General features: G+C 71.3%; 8 protein-coding genes and 1 pseudogene. 4 read left to right on the top strand and 5 right to left on the bottom strand.

All coding sequences use genetic code 11. The annotated features are described in order from the left end of the window. Positions 1-165: 165 nt before the first annotated feature. From ACZ61E_RS31150 to ACZ61E_RS31140, 3 genes and pseudogenes are all read left to right on the top strand, one after another. Positions 166-1,350 (top strand): cytochrome P450, encoded by a 1,185-nt coding sequence (locus tag ACZ61E_RS31150; protein WP_469703621.1) that lies wholly within the window; start codon positions 166-168, stop codon positions 1,348-1,350. A gap of 169 nt (positions 1,351-1,519) precedes the next feature. Continuing rightward, a pseudogene (locus ACZ61E_RS31145) lies at positions 1,520-6,124 on the top strand (type I polyketide synthase); the annotation flags it as partial. Positions 6,125-6,221: 97 nt separating this feature from the next. After that, positions 6,222-7,697: an FAD-dependent monooxygenase gene (locus tag ACZ61E_RS31140; RefSeq protein WP_469703619.1), complete on the top strand. Its 1,476-nt coding sequence runs from the start codon at positions 6,222-6,224 to the stop codon at positions 7,695-7,697. Between the two features lie 115 nt (positions 7,698-7,812). On the opposite strand, the gene ACZ61E_RS31135 is transcribed toward ACZ61E_RS31140, so the two are convergent. Together ACZ61E_RS31135 and ACZ61E_RS31130 are read right to left on the bottom strand one after the other, a co-directional pair. Then, positions 7,813-9,246 carry an FAD-dependent oxidoreductase gene (locus tag ACZ61E_RS31135; RefSeq protein WP_469703617.1) on the bottom strand — a complete coding sequence of 478 codons (1,434 nt, stop codon included), beginning with the start codon at positions 9,244-9,246 and terminating at the stop codon, positions 7,813-7,815. Continuing rightward, positions 9,243-10,268, bottom strand: coding sequence for a thiolase family protein (locus tag ACZ61E_RS31130; RefSeq protein ID WP_469703616.1), 1,026 nt, complete (start codon positions 10,266-10,268; stop codon positions 9,243-9,245). Before ACZ61E_RS31130 ends, ACZ61E_RS31135 begins: the two co-directional genes overlap by 4 nt. Before the next feature lie 306 nt (positions 10,269-10,574). On the opposite strand from ACZ61E_RS31130, the gene ACZ61E_RS31125 reads away from it, so the two are divergent. Continuing rightward, positions 10,575-11,447 (top strand): SAM-dependent methyltransferase, encoded by an 873-nt coding sequence (locus tag ACZ61E_RS31125; RefSeq protein WP_469703615.1) that lies wholly within the window; start codon positions 10,575-10,577, stop codon positions 11,445-11,447. Positions 11,448-11,595: 148 nt separating this feature from the next. On the opposite strand, the gene ACZ61E_RS31120 is transcribed toward ACZ61E_RS31125, so the two are convergent. The 3 genes from ACZ61E_RS31120 to ACZ61E_RS31110 all read right to left on the bottom strand — a co-directional run. Continuing rightward, positions 11,596-12,867 (bottom strand): MFS transporter, encoded by a 1,272-nt coding sequence (locus ACZ61E_RS31120; protein WP_469703613.1) that lies wholly within the window; start codon positions 12,865-12,867, stop codon positions 11,596-11,598. Then, positions 12,864-13,283, bottom strand: coding sequence for a nuclear transport factor 2 family protein (locus ACZ61E_RS31115; protein WP_469703611.1), 420 nt, complete (start codon positions 13,281-13,283; stop codon positions 12,864-12,866). Before ACZ61E_RS31115 ends, ACZ61E_RS31120 begins: the two co-directional genes overlap by 4 nt. Further along, positions 13,276-21,754 (bottom strand): SDR family NAD(P)-dependent oxidoreductase (locus tag ACZ61E_RS31110; protein ID WP_469703610.1); only part of this gene is annotated, 8,479 nt, incomplete at its 5' end. The genes ACZ61E_RS31110 and ACZ61E_RS31115, both read right to left, overlap by 8 nt.

Raw genomic sequence — 21,754 nt, 5'->3', positions numbered from 1 at the left:
GCCACGCTTGCACACCGTTAACATCGGCGCTCCCCAAGCGTTTCGGGACTGTCTGCCTGTTCGTTCCGCGACTTATGCTGCGAACGGTCCGGGCTTCGGCGACGGGGGAATTCGTCAACCGTCGCTCCCCGCCGTCGCGTTGTAAATCCGGTACGGAGTGAGAAGATGGCAGAAGAAACCACCCCTGGCACACCGGGAGCCGAGTCGCCCGGTCCCGTCGCGGCTCTGATGGGCCAGCTCGCGATGGCGCGGGCCTTCAAGAGCGTCGTCTTCGACGACAACACGAAGACGTGGCAGGTCGTGCGCTACGACGAGGCCGTGCAAGTGCTCACCGACGCCTCGACGTTCTCCGCCCAGCTCGACCGCGTGATGCCCCTGGGCACCGTCAACCGCGGCAACCTCGGATTCATGGACCCGCCGGAGCACAACCAGGCCCGCGCCCTCGTCGGCCAGGCATTCACCCCGCGCACCGTCCAGGAGCTCGGCGCCCGGATGGAGACCGTCACCGAGGAACTCCTCACCGGTCTCGCGGGCCGCGGCGAGTTCGACCTCATCGCCGACTTCGCCTACACACTGCCCGTCATCACCATCGCCGAACTCCTCGGCGTACCGGCCGAGGACCGCGCCCTGTTCCACAAGTGGGCCCAGGCGCGCGCCTCCACGACGAGCGCGGTGACCGACGTCCTGAAGGACGAGAAGGTCATGGACGCCCTGCGCGAACAGACCGAGTACTTCAGCGAGCACGCCAGGGCCCGCCGCAAGAACCCCGGCGACGACCTCCTCAGCCAGCTCACCCAGGCCGAACTCGACGGTGACCGGCTGGACGAGGAGGAGATCGCCAACTTCGCCGGCCTGCTCCTGATGGCCGGACACGTCACCGCCACCTCCGTCATCGCCAGCGCCGTACTGGCCCTGCACGACAACCCCGACCAGGGCGAGGCGCTGCGCGCGGACCCCACCCTGCTGCCCGGCGCGATCGAGGAGACCGTCCGCTACTACCCGCCGCTCAGCCAGGCCTTCCGGGTCACCACACGCGAGGTGGAGCTGGGCGGGGAGACGATCCCCGCGGGGCAGATCGTCGTGGCGTGGATGCTCTCCGCCAACCACGACGAGCGCCGGTTCACCGACCCCCAGAAGTTCGACATCCGCCGCGACCCCAACCCGCACATCGGGTTCAGCCGCGGTGTCCACTTCTGCCTCGGTGCCGCGCTGGCCCGGCTGGAGATCCGTATCGCCCTCGAAGGGCTGTACCGCCACTTCCCGAACCTCAAAGTCCTGCCGGGCATGGAGTGGCACGACAACCTGCGGCTCATCGGCCCCCGCTATCTGCCGGTCGCCACCGGCGCCTGACATTCCGCCCACGCGTGATCCGCGTCCCGCCGCCGAGGCCGGACGCGGATCACGCGCGCCCCGAAGCACCCGCCCCGCCCGGCAAGACAGGACCTAGTGGGCCTTTAGGGGCGCTGATGAGCATGACTGCTCACGTACGACGTGCCGAGGAGCTGAGGAGACCAGCGGGATGGCCAACGAGGAAAAGCTCCTGGATTACCTCAAGTGGGTAACCGCCGACCTGCACGAGACACGCCGACGGCTCGCCGACGCCGAAGCCGGACGCCACGAGCCCGTCGCGATCATCGGAATGGGCTGTCGCTTCCCCGGCGGCGTCCGGTCCCCCGAGGACCTGTGGCGGCTGGTCTCCACCGGCGGCGACGCCGTCTCCCGCTTCCCCCGCGATCGGGGCTGGGACGTCGAGGGGCTCTACGACCCCGACCCCGAACGGCCCGGCCACACCTACGTGAAGGAGGGCGGATTCCTCTACGACGCCGCCCACTTCGACCCCGAGGCGTTCGACATGACACCCCGGGAGGCCGCGGCCACCGACCCACAACACCGGCTGCTGCTGGAGACCGCCTGGGAGACCTTCGAGAACGCGGGCATCGACCCCCTCTCCCTGCGCGGAACCGACACCGGCACCTTCGCCGGCGTCATGTACAGCGACTACGCCACCCAGGTCGGCAAGGCACTCGAAGGTTACGAAGGACACATCAGCATCGGCAGCGCGCCGAGCATCGCCTCCGGCCGCGTCGCCTACTCCTTCGGCCTCGAAGGCCCTGCCGTCACCGTCGACACCGCCTGCTCCTCCTCCCTGGTGGCCCTCCACCTCGCCGCGCAGGCCCTGCGCAACGGGGAGTGCTCCCTCGCGCTGGCCGGCGGCGCCACCGTCATGTGCGGACCCGGCATCTTCGTCGAGTTCAGCAGGCAGCGGGGGCTCGCGCCCAACGGCCGCTGCAAGCCGTTCGCCGCCGCCGCCGACGGCACCGGCTGGGCCGAGGGCTCCGCGCTGCTCCTGGTGGAACGGCTCAGCGACGCCCGCCGCAACGGACACCAGATCCTCGCCGTGCTGCGCGGCTCGGCCGTCAACCAGGACGGCGCCTCCAACGGGCTCACCGCCCCGAACGGGCCATCCCAGCAGCGCGTCATCCGCCAGGCCCTCTCCCACGCCGGCCTGTCGGCGGCCGACGTCGACGTCGTCGAGGCCCACGGCACGGGCACCACCCTCGGCGACCCCATCGAAGCCCAGGCCATCCTCGCCACCTACGGCCAGGGGCGCCCGGACGGACAGCCGTTGCGGCTCGGCTCCGTCAAGTCCAACCTCGGCCACACCCAGGCCGCCGCCGGTGCGGCGGGCCTGATGAAGATGATCCTCTCGATGCGGCACGGCGAACTGCCCCGCAGCCTCCACATCGACGCGCCCACCCCGCACGTGGACTGGTCGGCCGGGTCCGTGGAACTCCTCACCGAGAACACCCCCTGGCCGTCCGGCGGCGAACAGCCCCGCCGGGCCGGGATCTCCTCCTTCGGCATGAGCGGCACCAACGCGCACGTCGTCATTGAGGAGCCGCCCCCCGCCACGGAGCCGCCCCCCGCCACGGAGCGCCCGGCCGGCCCCGTGGCACTGCGGCTCTCCGGACACTCCTCCGCCGCCCTGCGCGCCCAGGCCGACCGCACCCACCGCCATCTGACGGACCACCCCGAACTCGGCCTGCCGGACGTCGCGCACACACTCGCCACGGCACGCGCCGCACTCGACCACCGCGGCGCCGCCATCGGCGAGACCCGCGACGACGTCCTCACCGCCCTGCGGAGCCTGGCCGACGGGTCACCGGCCGCCGTGAGCGGACGCGTCGCCGCCGGACGACTCGCCGTCCTGTTCACCGGTCAGGGCTCGCAGCGTCCGGGCATGGGCCGCGAGCTGTACGCCCGGTTCCCGGTCTTCGCCGAAGCGTTCGACACCGTCTGCGCCGCACTCGACCCGCACCTGGACCGGCCGCTGCGCGACCTCGTACTCGCCGAGGCGGACACCCCCGCGGGCGACGAGGCGGCCGCACTCCTGGACCGTACGCAGTACACCCAACCCGCCCTCTTCGCCCTGGAAGTGGCGCTCTACCGGCTGGCCGAGTCCTTCGGCGTCCGCCCCGACCACCTCGTCGGGCACTCACTGGGCGAACTGACGGCCGTCCATGTCTCCGGCATGCTGGACCTCCCCGACGCCTGCGCCTTCGTCGCCGCCCGCGGGCGGCTCATGCAGGCCCTGCCCGAGGGCGGCGCCATGGCGGCCCTCCAGGTCGCCGAGGACCAGATCCTGCCCATGATCACCGAACGGGCGCACCAGGTCGGCATCGCGTCCGTCAACAGCCCCGACTCCACCGTGATCTCGGGGGAGCGCGACGCCGTCGAGGAGATCACCGCCTTCTGGGAGGTCTGGGGCCACAGCACCAAACGGCTGCGCGTCAGCCACGCGTTCCACTCACCGCTGCTGGAACCGATGCTGGACGAGCTGACCGAGATCGTCTCCGGTCTGACGTTCCGCCCCGCCACCATCCCCGTCGTCTCCAACCTCACCGGGAAGGCCCTCAGCACCGAGGAGGCCGCCACCCCGCGCTACTGGGCCGATCACGTCCGGCACACCGTACGGTTCGCCGACTCCATCGCCCATCTCGCCCAGCAGGACGTACGGTTCTTCCTCGAACTCGGCCCCGACGGCACCCTCACCGGACTCACCCACGACTGTCTGACCAGCGGCGCCGCACCGAGCCCCGACGCCACCGTCCTCGCCGCCGCCCTGCGGCCCGGCGAGCCCGAAGCCATGACCTTCGTGACCGCCCTGGCCCGGCTGCACGTGGGCGGCGCCGCCACGGCCCACGACGGCGCCGACGACCGCCCCCCGGGCGGCGCCCTCGTACCCCTGCCCACCTACGCCTTCCAGAGCCGCCGGCTGTGGGTCGACCCGCCGCCGGGACCCAAGCCCCGCACCGTCTCCGCCGGCGACACCCCCTTCTGGTCGGCCGTCGACACCGGAGACCTCGACCGGCTCGCCGCCACCGTGCACGCCGACGACGAGCAGCGGGCCGCGCTCGCCGCGCTGCTCCCCGCCCTCACCGGCTGGCGGCGCGCCCAGGACGGCCGCTACCGGCTGCGCTGGGACCCGGTCCCCGACCCCGCGCCGCAGACCGGAGCCCACTCCGGACCCGGCAACTGGCTCGCCGTACTGCCCTCGGCGCTCGCCACCGCCACCGGTGACGGCGCCGACGTCCTCACCCGCGTCACCGGTGCGCTCACCGACCACGGTCACCGGGTCGTCGCCTTCGTCGCCGACCCGGACGGCGAACCCTCACCCGCCGAACTCCTGCGCGCCCAGCTGGCCGCCGGCGCCCCGGACGGCACACCCTTCACCGGCGTACTGTCCCTGCTCGCCCTGGACGAGCGCCCGCACCCCGACCACCCGGCGGTCTCCGTCGGTACCGCCCTCACCGCCGCTCTCGTCCAAGGCGTCGCGGCGGCGGCCCACCCCCTCCCGGTCTGGGGTCTCACCCGCGGCGCCGTCGCCGCCGAGGCGTCGGACGGCATCCGCCCCGAACAGGCCCCGGTCTGGGCCGTGTTGCAGACCGCCGCCGCCGAACTCCCCACCTGGTCCGGGGGCCTGATCGATCTGCCCGACACACTCGACGACGACGCCGGGCGCCGGCTCGCAGCCCTCCTGCGCGGCAGCACCGGGGACCAGATCGCCCTGCGGCCCGCCGGACTGCTCGCCCGCAGACTGAGCCCACTGCCGGTGGACCAGGGCGACCTCTGGCAGCCCGGCGGAGCGGTGCTCGTCACCGGCGCCGACACCCCCTACGGCGCGCACGCCGCCCGATGGCTCGCCGCACACGGCGCCGAACACCTCGTCCTCCTCGGGTCCGAGGCGCCAACCGGACTGGCGGAGACGGGAGTCGGCATCACCCTGTGGCCGTACGACCCCGCCCGCACCGACATCGACGCCGGACCGGACACCGACCGCGACGGGCTCGCCGCCCTGCTGGCGGACACCCCGGTCACCGCCGTGATCCACACCACCGGCGCCGCCCACACCGACCCCCGCACCGCCCTGGCCACCGCCCGCCGGCTCGACCGGCTCACCCGAGACCGGGACCTCGCCGCCTTCGTCGTCCTCACCGACCTGTCCGGCACCCTCGGACTGCCCGGCACCGGCGCACAGGCCCCGCTCCACGCCCGCCTCGAAGCGGTCGGCGAAGCCAGGCGGGCCGCCGGACTCCCCGCCGCGACCCTCGCGTTCGGACCGGTCACCGAGGAGCCGCACCTCGCGCCGTACGGCCTGCGACCCCTCGCGCTGAAACCCGCCATGGACGTACTCGGCCGCATCCCCGCCCGGGGCGCGGCCACCACCGTCGTCGCCGACGTCGACTGGCAACGCTTCACCGCCGAACCGCACAACGCCCCCCTCGCACTCCTGCGGGAGATCCCCGGCGCGCGCACCGCCACCGCCCCCGACGGCACCGGCCCCGCCGGGGCCGACCGTGACACCGAGGGCGAGCGGCTGCGCGCCCGGCTCGCCGACGCATCGGACGACGAAGAGGCACAGGCCGTCCTGCTCGATCTCGTACGCGACTGCGCCGCGGACATCCTCGGCCACCACTCCGCCGACCAGGTCGGCCCCGAGGACAACCTCGCCGAGATCGGCTTCTCCTCCTTCTCCGCACTCCAGCTGTGCACACGGCTCAACGCCGCCACCCAGCTGACCATGCCCACGGTCGTCGTCTACGACCACCCGACTCCGGCCGGTCTGGCCCTGCACATGCACGGCCGGCTCGCCGCGACCGCACATCCCGCACGCTGACCGCCCACCGCGGCACGTGGAAGAACCCCGAATGGAGATTCCTTTGACTGGCACCGTCGTCATAGCGGGAGCAGGCCCGGTCGGCCTGTTCCTCGCCAGCGAGCTGCGGCTGGCAGGGGTGGAAGCCGTCGTCCTCGAACGCTCCCCGAAGGCGAACGAGCACACCGTCGGCGGCACCCTCCACGCCCGCACCGCCGACCTGTTCGACCAGCGCGGCATCATGGACACCCTGCGCGCCGGGAACCCCCCGCTGTGGCCGCGGCTCCACTTCGCCAGCTACTGGCTCGACCTCGCCCCGCACATGGAGGACGAGTACTCCCTCCTCCTGCCGCAGCAGTACACCGAGGAGATGCTCGAAGCCCACGCCACCGGGCTCGGCGCCGACATCCGGCGCGGGCAAAGCGTCGTCGGCCTCACCCAGGACGCCGACGGCGTCACCGTCCGGGTGAGCGCCGACAGCGGCGACTACGACCTGCGCGGCGCCTTCCTCGTCGGCTGCGACGGCGGCCACAGCACCGTCCTCGAACTGGCCGGATTCCCCGTCCAGGAGAGCGGCCCGCGCTGGTACGGCCTGCTCGCCGACGTCGAGTCCATCGAGGGCGACTGGCACCCGGGCAACTACCCCGGCGGCCAGTTCGCCGTCATCCGCTCCCCGCACGAGGGCGGCCCCTCACGCATCATGACGCTGGAGTTCAACGAGACGACCCAGCCGCCGCCCGACGACCAGCCCGTCAGCGTCGACGAGGTCATCGCCAGCACCGAACGGATCACCGGACGCACCCCCGTCGTCGGCGACGTCCAGTGGCTCCACCGCTACTCCAACACCACCCGCGAGGCCGAGAACTACCGGCAGGGCCGCGTCTTCGTCGCCGGTGATGCCGCACACCTGCACGTCGCGTTCGCCGGCCACGGCCTCAGCACCGGCCTCCACGACGCCGCCAACCTCGGCTGGAAGCTCGCCGCCGTCCTCGACGGACGCGCCCCCGACAGCCTCCTCGACACCTACGACGAGGAACGGCGGCCGGTCGGCCACCGCGCCTGCGTCTTCACCCAGTCGCAGATGGCGCTGCTCAGCCAGGGCCAGCAACTCGACGTCCTGCGACAGCTCTTCACCGACCTGGTCAAACTGCCCGAGGTCAACCACCACCTCATCACCACCGTGACCGACGTCCGCTACGCCCTCGACGGCGCCGAGAAGGAGGACACCCACCCCCTGCTCGGCCGCCCCCTGCCCAACCAGCTCGTCAAGGACCCCGACGGACAGGCCACCGCCGTCGCCGAGGCACTGCGCGCCGGCCGCGGCGTGCTGATCGACCTCACCGACGGCGCCGCCGCCCTGCCCGACACCACCGGCCGCCGAGGACATCTCGACAGCGTGACCCGGGGCCCGGCCGACGCCGTGGACGCCACCGCGCTGCTCGTACGCCCCGACGGCTTCGTCGCCTGGGCCGCGACCGCCGACACCGGGAACGACGGCCTGGAGCCCGCTCTGCGCCGCTGGTTCGGCGACACCGCCTGACCCCGCCCCGTACAACCGGCGGACGACGAAAGGTGCCCCGGGCGTCTCACACGACACCCGGGGCACCCTCACGTTCCGCGACTCGCGGCCGTACGACCCGTACGGCCCCCCCGCGTCAGCGGACGGCGACCCGCGCCGGCCCGCGCAGAAGCGCCAGCTCCGCCCCGCTCAGCCGGGGCTGCGGCAGCGGCTTCGCACCCGACGACGCCGCGGCACGCACCGCGTCGAGCACCGCAGCGTCCTCCAGACCCGCCAGCGGCTCCGACATCGACATCACCCCCGTCATCGCCGCGTTCACCCCCGCATCCCGCGACGCGGCCCCCTGGAGCAGATCAGCGAACCGAGCCCGCGCCTCTGCCCGCGCCCCCAACTCCCCGTCCGACGAACCGATCCGGCACTCGGGGAACCGCACGTCCTGCGACGTCGCCCACAGCCACGGATCGTCCACCGCCGCGCTGATCGCCCCCACCGTCTCCCGCGCGCGCTCAGGCCGCACCCCGTGCGCCGCGACCTCGTCCCGCAACACCTCGGCGCCACGCGCCGCCGCCGTCATACCGTGCCCGTACGCCGGGTTGAGCGCCGACAGCGCGTCCCCCACCACCAGCAGCCCCGCCGGCCAGGACGGCATCCGCTCATACCGCAGCCGCCGGTTACGCGTACTGCGCGTACTGCGCGGCTCCGTCAGCGGCTCGGCCGCCGCGACCATACGCGCCACCAGCGGATGCCGCAGACTCCGGGCGAACGCCGCGAACCCCGCCGCGTCGGCGGGCGGACGCGCACCCCGGCTGCCGGACAGCGACACCATCCACCGGTCACCCTCGATCGGCACCACCAGACCGTTGCGCGCCGGTTTCGCCACCCGGTGGTCCGCGTACAGACTCACCACCGGGAAGACACCCGCGGCGCCCTCCGGTGCCCGGAAGACCCGTGTCGTGTACGTCAGCCCGGAGTCCACCGACTCCTCCTCGGCCGCGGGCAGACCGAACCCCGTCAGCCAGCCGCTCAGCCCCGAACCACGCCCCGTCGCGTCCACCACGACATCGGCGGCCAGCAACCGTTCCCCGACCCCCTCACCGTCCCGCGACCGCACCCGCACACCACTCACCGCTCCGGCGTCACCGGCCAGACCCGAGGCCACGGTGCCCGCCAGCACCGACACGTTCGGCAGCGCGAGCACATCACCACGCAGCACCCACTCCAGCAACGCCCGGCTGCACGTGAGCATGTACTGCGTCTCGGGGAACCGCTCGCACCAGCCGGCCGCCGACATCAACAGCATGTCCCGCTGCACCCCGACCCGCCGCGCACCCGCCGCCACCAGCCGCTCGGTCACCCCCGGCAACAGCCGCTCCACCGCCCGCGCCCCACCGGACCACAGCACATGAGCGTGCTCCGCCTGCGGCACACCCGTACGCGACGCGGGCCCCCCGGCCGGATACTCGTCCCGCTCCACGACCGTGACCGAACCCGCGTACGGCGCCAGAGCCGCCGCGGCCAGCAGACCGGCGACACTGCCGCCCAGCACCACCGCGTGGGTCCCGCCGCTCACAGCACCTCCACGGCGATCCCGCCCCTGACCCACTCGGTGGCCTCGACCGTCAGACCCACGACCCGGCCGCCACCGCCCAGACCCGCCAGCGCACGCTCCAACTGGAACAGCAGAAGCCCGTTCCCGTTGTTACCCGTCTCCTCGACACGGCTCGTCACACTCGACCCCGCCACACCCAGCAACTCGCACACCCGCTCCGTGACACGCCCGGAGTGCTGCGGCGGAAGCACCGCGTCGACATCGGAGTCCTTCCACCCGACCTCGTCCAGCACCTCCCGCCACGCCTCCGCCGCCAGCACCGGCACCCGCGACTCCACAGCGCCCCGGTCGTCGGTCACGGCCGGCGCCCCCGTCCCGGCATGGGCACCGAACCACTCCACGGTCTGCGCCGCGGGAAGCCCGCCGACCAGCCGCGTACCCACCCGCCGGACCACGGCCGAGCCCGGCCGCGGCTCCACGCTCAGCACCGCACAGCCCGCGCCGTCCCCCGCCAGTGCCATCGCGACCAGCTCGGCCGGCGACAGATGCTTGATGTCGCCACTGGGATCGAAGTGCTTGACCCAGGTGTCGCCCCCCAGAACCAGCGCCGTACGGGCCGAACCGCCCGCCAGGCGCTGCACGGCGATCTCCATCGCCTGCACGACCCCCGCGCACCCCGACTGCACCTGGTACGACGGCACGCCGTCGACGCCCAGCCGGTCCGCGATCATGTTGACGGTCGCCGGCATCAGCATGTCCGGCATGCTCGTACCCATCACCAGCAGATCGACGTCCTGCGCGTCCAGCCCGGCCGCCGCCAGCGCCTCCCGCGCCGCGGCCTCCCCGAGATCCGCCAGGGAGTGGGTGATCTCGCCCGACTCCAGGTCCCTGGCCAGATGACGGGAGCGGATGCCCACACCCGTCTCGGCCCAGCGGGCCCAGCTGTCCCCGACACCCAGCCGGTGCGCCAGCGCCACGTTGTCGACCGGAGGACCGGGCAGGGCCGTCCTGACCGACAGGATGTGAATGTTCGGACTGTCCATCCCGTCTCCAATTCTCCCGCGCACACGTGCGGATGACATACCGGACGCCGATGCTGTCGCCGCCGGCTAAAGCCCCCCTAACTCACCGTTCACCCACATCAGACGCGCTCCGCGGCATTCAGATTCTCTTTAGCGGGTTGCTAGACGGCTCTGTTGAGAATGAGTCGTCCGTATTCCGCACAGTAGGGCCGTCAGCACGCGCCGCGGTGAGACAGCACGGCCATCGCCAACCCCTGCGGCCTGCTTGGTCAGGAGGAAAGCGAAATTATGGCAAGACCGCAGGCATCGCTTCGCGAGGACGTCCGCATGTTGGGCAGCCTCGTCAAGTTCCGAATGGCCAGCGACTGGACCAAGAAGGTCCGGAGCATTTACGAGATGTACCCCCCTGGGCACCTCATGACCGAGGAGAGCACCTACTTCAACCAGGGCTACTGGGAGACCGGGAACGAGACGTACGACGCCGCCCAGGAGGCCCTCGCCGGCCTGCTGGCCGACACCGTCGGCATGAAGGAGGGCGACACCGTCCTCGACTGCGGATTCGGCTACGGGGACCAGGACTTCTACTGGCTCAGGAGCCGTAAGCCCCGACAGATCTTCGGCATCAACATCACGCCGAAGCACGTCGAGTGGGCGAGCGACCGGGCGCGGCGCGAAGGCGTCACCGACCGGGTCAACTTCCAGCTCGCCTCCGCCACGGAGATCCCGTTCCCCGACAACACCTTCGACCGGGTCGTGTCGCTGGAGTCGGCCATGCACTACCAGCCGCGCAGCCAGTTCTTCAAGGAGGCCTACCGCGTCCTCAAGCCCGGCGGTGTCATCGCCACGGCCGACATCGTCCCCATGCCCGGCGCCGGCCCGCGAGAGAACCTCAAGGCCCACGCACTGGGCTGGCTCAAGTGGACCGTCGACGACCGCAACTGGCACGACCGCGACGTCTACGCCCAGAAGCTGAGCGAGACCGGCTTCGAGACGGTCGACGTCAGGACCATCCAGCCCAAGGTCTGGGAGCCCTGGCGCGCCTACATCACCAAGAAGGTCGCCGACCCGGCGTTCAAGCCCACCGTGAGCAAGCTCTACTACCGCGTCCTCCAGAAGGCATGGGCGGACCCCGAGCTGCTCAAGCGGGAACTGGAGACCGTCGACTACATCATGGCGGCCGGCACCAAGCCCCTGACCTGACCGGGGGCATGACATGACTGTGGGGGGGGGCCACCAGGGACCGCCCCCACAGTCGTACCCGTGTCAGGAGCAACAGGCCGGGGGCATCGGCCGGGACACCGGCACCGGGCCAGAAGGACCGGCACCGGCTGAGGACACCGGCACCGGGTCAGGACACCGCACGGATCCGCAGCACCAGCGCGCTACCACCCAGCGTCAGCACCGCCGACAGGGCGAAGAGCGCGGGATAGCCCGCCAGCGACACCACGGGCCCGGCGATCGCCGGAGCCAGCAGATTCGGAGCCGTATTGGCCACGTTCACCAGCCCCAGGTCCTTCCCCCGGTCCGTCGCCGACGGCAGAACCTCCGTCACCAGCGCCGAGTGAACCGCCAGATACACACCGAAACCGGCACCCAGAATGGCCGCGGCCAACACCGCCGCCGGCCAGGTCGGTGACACCGCCATCACCACCGAGGCCAGCGCCAGGACGGCGCCCGCGCCCAGCACGAACACCTTCCTGCGCCCGACCCTGTCCGACCAGTAACCACCGAGCACGATGGTGATCAGCAGGAACAGCGTGGTGACCGCCGTGAGTTGGAGGACCGCCTCGTCGGCGTCCTTCACCTTCACCGAGTCCTGAAGGAAATACAGCAGGTACAACGACGCCGCGGCGCCACTGAGCTGAGTGATGAAACGGCTCGCCCACGCCCAGCCGAAGTCGGGATGACGCCGCGGACTGATCCACATGCCGCGCAGCAGCGACCCCAGCGGCGGACGCGCGGCGGGCGGCAGCGGATCGTCCGGCGTGAACAGGACGAACGGCAGCATCAGACCCACCACCACCAGCCCCAGCGCCACATAACCCGGACGCCCGGGGACCACGGCGGTCACCAGCCCCACACCGAGCACCGCGCCCAGCACCTGCGGCAGATTCACCCACCCCGACACCAGCCCGCGCTGCCTCACCGGCACCCGGTCCGGCACAGCGGCCGTCAGCGTGGCCAGAATCATGTTCAGCCCCACCTGGGCGAACACCCACGCCACGACGACACCGGCGATCGTGTCCTGCCGCGACAGCGCCGCCAGGGCCACGGCGCCCAGCACCGCCCCCGCGACCGTCCACGGCCGCCGCCGCCCCAGCCGGCCCGTCGTCCGGTCGGACAACGCACCCACCAGCGGAGTCGTCAGCAACACCGCCAGCGCACCCGCACCCGTCACCCACCCCAGCAGCGACTTCTTGTTATCCGGCGAGATGCCCTGGATCTGATCCGGCAACAGCACCTGGAGCGGCGCCATGAAGGCCATCCACACACCGAGATTCGCCAGGACCAGCAGCAGAGTCCACCGTCTGCTGACCGGCTCCGTCGGCTCGGCGAGAGCCGCGTACGACGGCACGGCCTCCTGCTCCTGCACGGGGGAGGGGGTGGCGGGGGTGCTCACCGCACCCCCTGGGCGGCCGACGCGGCAGGCGTGACACTCGTATCCGTACGACCCCAGAACAGCCGCATCTCCCGGATCAGCCCATCGGCACCCACCCGCAGCACGGCGATGAACGAGACGGTCAGCCGGCTCCCCGCCGGCAGCCGCGCGTCGTCGAGTTCGGCCGTGGCCGGCAGCAGCACGTGCTCACCGTCCAGGGACGCCACCGGCACCCCGGGCGTTTCGAGCACACGGGAGGCGACCGCGCGGGCCAAGTGCTCCCGGAGCGCCGTCAGGCCGGTGAGCGTGCCACTCCCGACAGGGTCCTCGTACCGGATCTCCGGCGAGAACAACGCCAGGGCACCATCCACGTCACCGGCGTTCAGACGGTGGCAGTACTCCAGAGCCACCCTCTTGCGCTCCGCCTCATCAGGCATGCGAGTTCCTTCCCAGGTCCTTGTCGATAAAGTCGAACAGCTCGTCGCTGGAGGCCCCCTGGAGCCGGTCGGACGTCGTGTCCTCCCGCGCGGCGGCCTCCCGCTCGTTCCGGTCCGCGTTGAGCCTCGCCAGCACCGCGGTCAGCCGCAGCGCCACCTTGTCGAGGACCGACTCGTCGGTCCCGGCGAGCAACGCCGCGTCCAGGCGGTCCAGTTCGGCGAGCGGGTTCCTCGGCACCGCCACCGTCATGGCGTCCCCGGCCGACGGCCGACCGGCGAACAGCTCCTCATGGAGGTGCAGCGCGACCGCCTGCGGCGACGGATGGTCGAAGACCAGCGTGGCGGGCAGCCGCAGCCCCGTCGTCGCGGCCAGCCGGTTCCGCAGCTCGACCGCGGTGAGCGAGTCGAAGCCCAGATCCTTGAACGCCTTGTCCGGTGAGGCCGACGCCCCGGGACCATGTCCCAGAACCGCGCTCACATGACCGGAGACCAGCTTCACCAATTCCTCCCGCGCCTCATGCGCCTCCAGGCCGGCCAGCCGGCCGAGCAGCCCGGCGGGCCCGCCCGGCGCGCTCCCGGCGGCGGCGCGCCTGGCAGGCCTCACCAGGCCACGCATCAACGGAGGCACGCTGTCCGCATCGACGTGCGAGGGCGACAGCTCCGCCGGCAGCAGCATCGGAGGTTCGCCCGCGGCCGCCGCCAGGTCGAACAGGGCCACACCCGTCTCACTCGTCATCGGCACCAGTCCGGACCGCCTCAGCTTGGCCACATGAGCATCGTCCATATGGGCGGTCATACCGGTCGGCTGTGCCCAGTAGCCCCAGGCGAGTGAGGTGGTGGGTTGTCCGTGGTGGTGGCGGTGGTGGGCGAGGGCGTCGAGGAAGGTGTTGGCGGTGGCGTAGTTGGCTTGTCCGGTGGCGCCGAGGGTGGCGGCGGCGGAGGAGAAGAGGACGAACGCGTCGAGGGTTGTGTGGGCGGTGAGTTGGTGGAGGTTCCAGGCGGCGTCGACCTTGGGTGCCATCACGGTCGTGAACTGTTCGGGGGTGAGGTTGTCGACGGTGGCGTCGTCGAGGACGCCCGCGGTGTGGAAGACGGCGGTGAGGGGGTGCTCGGCGGGGATGGTGGCCAGGAGTGCGGTGAGTTGTTCGCGGTCGGCGGCGTCGCAGGCGGTGATACGGACGTCGGCCCCGAGCGCGGTCAGTTCCTGTAGCAGGGCCTGCGCTTTCTCTGTCTCCGGGCCGGTCCTGCTGGTCAGGAGGAGATGGCGGGCGTCGTGCTGGGTGACGAGATGCCGTGCGATATGGGTGCCGATGGTCCCGGTGCCGCCGGTGATGAGGGTGGTGCCGTGGGGGTTGATGGTGAGGGTGTTGTCGGGTGTGGGGGTGTGGCGGGTGAGGCGGGGGATGAGGATGTCGCCGTTGCGGAGGGCGAGTTGGGGCTCACCGGTGTTGATCGCCTTGGTGAGGTGTTTGGTGCTGTGGGGGTGGTTGTCGGTGTCGATGAGGGTGATGCGGTGGGGGTGTTCGTTCTGGGCGCTGCGGATGAGTCCCCAGAGGGGTGCGTGGGTGAGGTCGGTGAGGGCTTCGCCGGGGTGGGTGGTGATGGCGTTGTGGGTGAGGACTACGAGGTGGTTGTTGGTCTGGGTGGGGTCGGTGAGCCAGGTCTGGAGGTGCTGGAGGGTCTGGGTTGCGGCGTGGTGGATCTGTTCGGGGAGGGGCAGGTCGGGGTTGGCCGGTGCGAGTGCGAGGTGTGTGAGCGTGTCGGGTACGGCGGTGGTGGGTGCTCCGGCGGTGAGGATCGTCCATGTCTGGTGGTCGCCGGCATCGGCGACGGAACCACTGGTCAGGGGTGTCCACTCGACCGCGAACAACCGGTTGTGCGTGCTGGTACCTGCCGCCGCCAACTCCGCCGTATCAATGGCACGCATGGTGAGCGCGTCGACGCGTGCGACCAACGCACCCTGTGGATCAGTGAGTTCGAGAGAAACAGAGGATGCATCCGTCTGCGTGATATGTGCCCGCACCGAGGTCGCACCGGTGGAGAACAGCTCTACGCCGGACCACGAGAACGGCAACTGGACACGCTGCTCGTCGGACTCCCCGAGGGCGAGGGTGTGGAGTGCGGCGTCGAGGAGTGCGGGGTGGATGCCGTAGCCGGTGACGTCGGTGTCGGGGTCGAGTTCGATCTCGGCGTAGAGGTTGTCGCCGTCGCGCCAGGCGGCGGTGAGTCCTTGGAAGGCGGGGCCGTAGCCGTAGCCGTGGGCGGCGAGGTCGTCGTAGAGGCTGTCGGTACTGAGCGCCGTGGTGTTGACGGGCGGCCACGCGCCGGGCTCGGCACGTTCGCTCGTTGCCCCGGTGTCCGAGAGCAGCCCTGTGGCGTGGAGGGTCCAGGGTTCGTCGTCGGCTTGGCGGGAGTGGATGGTGAGGGGGATGTGGTGCTGGGTGGTGTCGGGGTCGGGGTCTTGGGGGCCGGTGGAGATGTGGAGTTGGACGGTTTCGTGTTCGGGGATGGTGAGGGGGGTTTGGAGGGTGAGTTCGGTGAGGTGGGGGTGGTTGGTGTGGTGTCCGGCGTGGAGTGCGAGGTCGATGTAGGCGGTGCCGGGGAGGAGGACGGTGCCGGTGACGGTGTGGTCGGTGAGCCAGGGGTGGGTGCGGAGTGAGAGTGTGCCGGTGAAGGTGGTGGTGTGGTGGTCGGGGTGTTCGATGGTGGCGGCGAGGAGTGGGTGGTTGGCGGGGGTGAGTCCGGCGGTGGTGAGGTTTGTTTGTGTGGGTGTGTCGTTGAGCCAGTAGTGGTGGTGTTGGAAGGCGTAGGTGGGGAGGGTGGTGGGTTGGGTGGTGGGGGTGGGCCAGGTGGTGGGTGTGTTGTGGGTGTGGAGGGTGGCTTGGGCGAGGCGGAATTGGGTGGGTCCGTGTTGGTGGCGTCGGAGGGTGCCGGTGACGGTGAGGGGGGTGGTGTTGGTGTCGGTGGTGTTTTCGTTGGTTTGGTTGATGGGGGTGGTGAGGGTGGGGTGGGGGCTTGTTTCGATGTAGGTGGTGTGGCCGGTGTTGTTGAGGTGGGTGAGGGTGGTGTGGAAGTGGACGGGTTGGCGGAGGTTGTCGTACCAGTAGGTGCTGGTCAGGGTGGTGGTGTCGGTGGGCCCGTGGGTGGGGTGGGTGGTGGAGTGGAACGGGACGCTCGCGGCCTGGGGGGTGATGTCCGCCAGGACGGTGAGCAGTTGTTCTTTGAGTGCTTCGACGTGGGGGCTGTGGGAGGCGTAGTCGACGGGCAGCAGCCGGGTCTGCACGCCGGCGGCGGTGCAGTGGTCGAGGTAGGTGTGGATGTCCTCGGTCGTGCCGGAGATCACCGTATGCGTCGGGGAGTTGATGACCGCGACCGACAGACTCCCGTACCCGGCGATCTGTTCCGCGACGACTTCGTGGGGCAGCGTGACCGAGGCCATCGTGCCCCGCCCGGTGAGCGAGGTGAGGGCTTTGCTCCGCAGGGCGACGATCTTCGCGGCCTCGTCCAGGGTCAGGGCGCCGGCGATGTGGGCGGCGGCGATCTCGCCCTGTGAGTGACCGATGACCGCGTCGGGTCGGGTGCCGTGGTGTTCCCACAGCCGGGCCAGCGACACCATGACGGCGAACAGGGCGGGCTGGACGACGTCCACGCGTTCCAGGAGTTCACCGGTCGGGTCGTTCAGGACCTCGCGCAAGGACCAGTCCACATACGGGTCCAGGGCCCTCGCGCAGGCTTCGATGGACTGGGCGTAGACGGGTTCCGTCGAGAGGAGGTCGGCGGTCATGAGGGGCCATTGGGCGCCCTGTCCGGGGAAGACGAACACCGTTTTGCCCTGCGGCCGTGTCACCCCGCTGACCACATGCGCACTGGGAGCCCCCTCGGCCAGCGCCGCCAGCCCCTCCAGCAACTCCACCCGCTCGGTGCCGACCACCGCACCCCGGTGAGTAAGAGCCGCACGGGTCCTGGTCAGGGTGTGTGCCACCTGAGCAGGATTGATTTCCGGATGCGCGGTCAGGTGTGCGTGCAAGCGGGAAGCCTGCGCGGCCAGCGCGTCGGACGTGTGACCCGACACCGGCCACACCACCACTCCAGCCCCGGTTTCAGGGTCGGAGGGGGCTTGAGGCTCGGTGACTTCAGCTGTCGGTGCCTGCTCCAGGATGACGTGCGCGTTCGTACCGCTCATGCCGAACGAGGACACACCGGCCCGCCTCGGCCGGTCCTCCCCGACCGCCCACGGAGTGTTCTCCCTGAGCAGCTCAACGGCCCCCGCCGTCCAGTCCACATGCGGCGTCGGCTCATCCACGTGCAGGGTGCGCGGGAGTACGCCCTCCCGCATCGCCATGACCATCTTGATCACGCCGCCCACACCGGCAGCCGCCTGCGTGTGCCCGATGTTCGACTTCAGCGATCCCAGCCACAGCGGGGCGCCCTCCGGCCGGTCCTGACCGTAGGTGGCCAGGATGGCCTGCGCCTCGATCGGGTCACCCAGCGTCGTACCCGTGCCATGTGCCTCCACTGCCTGGACGTCCGCCGCCGAGAGTCCGGCATTTGCCAGCGCCTGAAGGATCACCCGTTCTTGCGACGGCCCGTTCGGTGCCGTGAGCCCGTTGGACGCGCCGTCCTGGTTCATGGCCGAACCCTTGACCACCGCGAGCACCTGGTGCCCGTTGCGCACCGCGTCCGACAGGCGTTCCACGAGCAGCAGCCCGACACCTTCCGACCAGCCGGTGCCGTCCGCACCGGCCGCGAACGGCTTGCAGTGGCCGTCCGGCGCCAGTCCACGCTGCCGGCTGAAGACGACGAACGCGTTCGGGGTGGACATGATGGTGACGCCGCCGGCCAGCGCGAGGTCGCACTCGCCGTTCCGCAGCGACTGGGCCGCCATGTGCAGCGCCACCAGCGACGACGAGCACGCCGTGTCCACGGTCACCGCCGGCCCCTCCAGGCCCAGCGTGTAGGCGATACGGCCCGACGCGATGCTGGCCAGGCTGCCCGAACCCAGGTAACCCTCAAGGTCCTCGGGAATGCTGGACAGCCGTGAGAAGTAGTCCTGCGAGGTCAGTCCGGCGAAGACACCGGTCGCGCTCCCCTTGAGGGATGTCGGGTCGATGCCCGCCCTCTCGAACGTCTCCCAGGCCGTCTCCAGCAGCAGTCGCTGCTGCGGGTCCGTCGCCAGCGCCTCGCGCGGACTGATCCGGAAGAGGTCGGCGTCGAACTGGGCCGCGTCGTGCAGGAATCCACCCCGCTGGGTGGTGGACGTCCCCGCATGATCGGGGTCCGGGTCCAGCAGCCGTTCGATGTCCCAGCCGCGATCGGTCGGGAACTCCCCGATCCCGCTGCCGCCTTCGGCGAGCAACTGCCACAGATCCTCCGGCGAAGAGACATCGCCGGGGAAGCGGCACGCCATGCCGACGATCACGATCGGCTCGTCGTCCTGGGCGGCAACGCTCGACGCGGCCGGACGCGCGGTGCCCGTCGACTCGGCGCCCACGAGCTGAGTGAGCAGGTACTGGGCCAGTGCCTTGGGACTCGGGTGATCGAAGACGACCGTGGTCGGCAACTGCACACCCGTGGCCGCGCCGAGCCGGTTGCGCAGCTCGACGGCCGTCAGCGAATCGACGCCCAGCTCCTTGAACGCGCGGTCCGCGTCCACACCGCTCGCGTGGCCGAGGACAGCGGCCACATGCTGGGAGACCAGTTCGAGCAGCCGCTCCCGCTGTGCGGCGGGGGAGAGCCCGGCGAGGCTGCCGGCCAGGCCCGCGACCGTACCCCCACCGGCACCGGCGGCCACCCGCCGCGTCGTTCGGCGGACCAGACCACGCAGGAGCGCGGGGGCGCTCTCCGGGCTGAGCCGCTTGGTGTCCAGGTCGATCGGCAGGAGCGAAGGTGCGCCGCTGGTCAGGGCGGTGGAGAAGAGCCGGAGCGCCGTGTCCGTACGCAGCGGCCTCACCCCGCCCCTCACCAGGCGTTCGGTGTCGGCCTCGCTCATGTGACCGGTCATACCGCTGGCCTCGGCCCAGTACCCCCAGCCGAGCGATCCCGCCGGCAGACCCCGGCGCCGCCGGTGGACGGCGAGTGCGTCCAGGAAGGCGTTGGCGGACGCGTAGTTGGCCTGGCCGGGGGCGCCCAGCCCGGCGGCGGCCGACGAGAAGAGGACGAAGGCGTCCAGGTCGGAACCCGCCGTCAGCTCGTGCAGATTCCAGGCCGCGTCGACCTTCGGACGCCGGACGAAGGCGAGTTGCTCCGCAGTGAGCCGTTCGACGGTCGCGTCGTCGAGAACACCGGCGGCGTGGACGACGGCGCTGAGCGGGTGCTCGGCGGGAACGGTGGCCAGCAGCTCGGCGAGCCGGTCCCGGTCGGCCGCGTCACAGGACTCCACACGCACCTCGGCGCCGAGCGCCTCCAGCTCCGCCCGCAGCTCGGTGGCGCCGGCGGCGTCCGCACCGGAGCGGCTGGCGAGCAGGAGGTGCCTGGCGCCGTGCCCGGTGACCAGTTCCCTGGCGATGTGCCCGCCTAGTACGCCGGTGCCGCCGGTGATCAGCACCGTCCCCTCGGGCGAGATCCCGCTCGGCAGGGTGAGAACCACCTTGCCGATGTGCCGGGCCTGACTGAGGAACCGGATGGCCTGCTGGGCGTCGTGAATGTCCCAGGCAGTGACAGGCAGCGGCTTGAGCGCCCCGCTCATGAACAGCTCGCGCAGCTCCTGAAGCATCTCCTGGATACGGTCGGGTCCCGCGTCCCCGAGGTCGAAAGCCTGGTAGAAGATGTCGTGGTCGTGTTCCGCGGATACGGTCCCGGCGTCCCGGATGTCGGTCTTGCCGATCTCGATGAAGCGTCCGCCGTCGCCGAGGAGGCGCAGCGAGGCATCGGTGAAGTCACCGGCCAGCGAGTTGAGGACGATGTCGACGCCCGTGGCCCCCGCCGTGGCACGGAAGTGGTCCTCGAAGTCGAGCGTGCGCGAGGAAGCGATATGGGTGTCGGGCACGCCCCGGTCACGGAGCACGTGCTGCTTCGCCGGGCTCGCGGTGGTGAACACCTCGAGACCCCAGTGTTCGGCCAGCTCCAGCGTCGCCAGTCCGACGCCACCCGTCGCCGCGTGCAGGAGTAGACGCTCGCCCCGCCGCACTCCCGCCAGATCGGAGAGCCCGTAGTAGGCGGTCAGATAGACGATGGGGAGGGTCGCCGCCTCGGCGAAGCTCCAGCCGTCCGGCATACGGGTGACCAGCCGGGCGTCGGTCATGGTGACCGGCCCGGTACCGGAGAGAAGCCCCATCACCCGGTCGCCCACCGCGAGGTGGCTGACGTCCGGCGCGACTTCGAGCACCACACCGGCGCCCTCTCCACCGAGTGACCGCACGTCCGCCACCATGCCGAGCGCCACGACGACGTCCCGGAAATTCAGCCCCGCGGCGCGCAGCGCGATCCTGACCTGTCCCGGTGCCAGCGGTGCCGCGGCCTCGGGGAAGTCCACCAGGCGTATGTCCTCGACGGTGCCTCCGCCCGTGACACCCAGACGCCAGGCGGGCGCGTCCGTGGGCGGCGAGAGCCGCTCGGGTGTGGGGAAGGGGGTGAGGCGGGGAGTGAGGATGTTGCCGTTGCGGAGGGCGAGTTGGGGTTCGTCGGTGGTGGTGGCGGTGTGGATGGTGTGGGGGAGTCGGTGGGTGCTGTCGGGGTGGTTGTCGGTGTCGATGAGGGTGATGCGGTGCGGGTGTTCGCTCTGGGCGCTGCGTACGAGGCCCCAGAGAGGCGCGTGGGTGAGGTCGGAGAGATCTTCCCCGGGTTGGGCGGCGACGGCGTGTCGGGTGAGCACCACGAGATGCGAGTCGGTGCGGCTGTCGTCGGTCAGCCACCCCTGGATTGCGGCGAGGGCCTGCTCACTCGCTGCCTGCACCCGCTCGGGCAGCGGCAGCTCGGAGTCGTCACCGAGCCGGGCGTACACCTCCGCTCCCTGCGGAGCGTCGTCGACCCCGGCCAGCAGAAGCGCGTACGGCTGCGGAGCAGCGTCTTCGGCAGCGGGAGCGGCGACCGCCTCACCAGGGGCTACGGGCTGGGCCGCAAGGGACCACTCGACAGTGAACAGCCGGTTCTCGTCGGTGGACTTGGCGCCCGCGCCGGCGCCGGCGAGCTGTGCCGGGTCGATCGCCCGGAGCGTCAGGGCTTCGACATGGACGACCGGCTGGCCGACCGGGTCGGCGATGCTGAGAGCCACCGTCCGCGCGTCACCGCGGCCGATGTGGACGCGGAGTGCGGTGGCGCCGGTCGCGTGCAGAGTGACGCCGGCCCAGGAGAAGGGCAGCGCGATCTCGGCTTCTGTCTGCCCGTCCGCACCGCTGTCCGCACCGCTGTCCGCACCGCTGTCCGCACCGCTGTCCACACCGAGGGTGTGGAGTGCGGCGTCGAGGAGTGCGGGGTGGATGCCGTAGCCGGTGACGTCGGTGTCGGGGTCGAGTTCGATCTCGGCGTAGAGGTTG

This window comes from Streptomyces sp. NPDC104581 (genome assembly GCF_055583685.1).
The sequence above is the reverse complement of the archived record's forward strand: the minus strand, read 5'-3'. Positions and strand labels throughout refer to the sequence as shown.